This is a genomic window from Bradyrhizobium genomosp. I (2014) (genome assembly GCF_000261685.1).
Classification (GTDB): Bacteria; Pseudomonadota; Alphaproteobacteria; order Rhizobiales; family Xanthobacteraceae; genus Bradyrhizobium.
Window position 1 is genome coordinate 1 of record NZ_AJQE01000465.1, and the last position, 2,236, is coordinate 2,236.

Sequence of the window (2,236 nt, forward strand, 5' to 3'; positions counted from 1 at the left end):
ATGGCTCCCTGAACGCAAAAGATAACTTCCGCTTTGAACGCGTCATCGTCGGCTGGCGTGATAGAGCCGTTGTTGATTTGAGACGCAAAAGGTAATACCGTTATGTCATATGATTCGATCGACGCAAGCGCAGAAAGCCGAGCGGCTGAGGGCGGCGCGACGCTTGCTCGCGAAGAAAATCGGCATGGCGGAGGCGGCCTTGGTGCTGTCGCGCGAAAGCGGCTTGTCGCTGCGGCAGGCCTATCGCTATCTCGAAGTGGCCAAAAGCAGGGAGCGGCTCCTTCCCGCGCCGCAGCCATCAGTGACGCTCTCCCTGAAGATGCCGGCCGATCTTGCCCAAAAACTCCAGACGCATGCGACGGCTTCCAGGCTTTCGGCAAGCGAGGTGATGCGCCGAGCGGTGGCCGCTTATCTCGCGTCTGTCCGCGAAGATGGCTGAGCGGCGAAAAAAACGCGACGTTCGACTCGAATTTGCGTTCGATCGCCTCGTCGCCGTCAAACTTGAACAGGTTTACGAAATTCTCGTTCCAGATCAGGTGCGCTTCGCGCGCGCTGGCGCCGATGTGACGGGAGGCGAAGATGAAGACCGCCGCGATTTACGCCAGAGTGTCGTCGGACAAACAGAAGGAGGAGAACACGATCGCCAGTCAGACGAGCGCGCTGATCGCTTTCGCGCGCGAGCAGAACTGCGACGTGCCGGCGGAATGGGTGATCGAAGACGACGGCTATAGCGGCGCGAGCTTGTTGCGCCCCGGACTTGAACGACTGCGCGACCTCGCCGCAGAAGGGCGGATCCAAGCCGTGCTCGTCTACGCTCCCGATCGGCTGAGCCGGCGCTATGCGCATCAAATCCTTCTTATCGAAGAGTTCGCGCGCGCCGGCGTCGAAGTCTTGTTCATTCGCTCGAGACGGGCAGCGACGCCGGAAGACGAGCTGCTGCTGCAGTTTCAGGGCATGATCGCCGAATATGAACGCGCGCAAATCCTGGAACGGTCGCGGCGAGGGAAGCGCCATCGCGCCCTTCAAGGCCAAGTGAGCGTGCTTTCCGGCGCTCCGTTTGGCTATCGCTACAAGCGCAAGACCGATCACTCTGCCGCCTATTATGAGATCGACGAGCGACAGGCCGGTATCGTGCGCTGGGTCTACGAGCTTTACACCGCAAAAAGCCACAGCATCGGCGCCATCACGCGCCTGCTCAATGAGCGCCAGATTCCGACAGCCAAAGAAACAGGCCGCTGGGAGCGCTCGACGGTCTGGGCGATGCTGCGCAATCCCGCGTATAAAGGAACGGCCTGCTTTGGCAAGACGCGGATCGCGCCGCGCATGCGTGTGACGCGGCCGTTGCGATTGCGCGGCGGCGTCGCTCCTCGCAATAGCGCAAATCATGAGCTTCCTCGCACAGAGTGGATCGAAATCCCTGTGCCGACCATCATCAGCGAAGAGACCTTCGCATTGGCGAACGAGCTTTTGGAAGCCAACAAGAAGCATGCCCCGCGACGCACGATCACGCCGAGCGCCCTGCAAGGATTGTTGAGCTGCGCCAAATGCGGCTATGGGCTCTATCGCACCTCGACCAGGTCGAGCGCTCGAACCATCCATTACTACCGCTGCTTGGGCTCGGATGGCTGGCGCCGGCTCGGCGGGCCGGTCTGCGACAGTCGCCCGACGCGCCAGGATTTGCTGGACGAGGTGGTATGGAAAGAGATCGCGCGTTTACTTGAAGACCGACAGCTCATCGAAGACGAACTTGAGCGCCGGCTCAAGGCGGCGCGCAACTCCGATCCCACACAGCGCCGGGAGGAAACGCTTCGCCGCGATCTTGCGCGCTCCCGGAAAAGCATCGAGCGTCTCCTCACGGCCTATCAAGAGAGCCTTCTCTCACTTGAAGAGCTGCGCAGTCGCATGCCCGATTTGCGTAGCCGCGAACAGGCTTGCTTGTCGGCGCTGCAGGCGATCGAAGACCAATCGCAGGAGCAGGAGGTTTGTCTGCGTCTCGCTGAATCCGTGACTAGCTTCCTCGAGCGCCTCCGCTCGTCCGTCGGCGCGCTCGATATAATCGAACGCCAACGCGTGCTGCGCCTTCTCGTGAAGGAAGTCCTCGTTGGCGACGACAAGATCGTCATCCGCCACTCCATCCCCCTCCCACCCACCCCTCCCGGTGGAAAGGCGCCCGGCGCCGCCAATAGCTCCGTGACCGCTCCCCCACCGCAAAGTTATCTTTTGCGTTCAGGGAACC

2 protein-coding genes are annotated in these 2,236 nt (G+C 61.4%); both read left to right on the top strand.

Going from position 1 to position 2,236, the window contains the following annotated elements; all coding sequences use genetic code 11:
- The first annotated feature begins 163 nt into the window (after positions 1–163).
- On the top strand, positions 164–439 hold the full coding sequence (locus tag IC50_RS37980; RefSeq protein WP_231088522.1) for a ribbon-helix-helix protein, CopG family: 276 nt from the start codon (positions 164–166) through the stop codon (positions 437–439).
- A gap of 140 nt (positions 440–579) precedes the next feature.
- Positions 580–2,236, top strand: a 1,657-nt coding sequence (locus IC50_RS37985; protein WP_035716767.1) for a recombinase family protein, incomplete at its 3' end; no start/stop codon positions are given.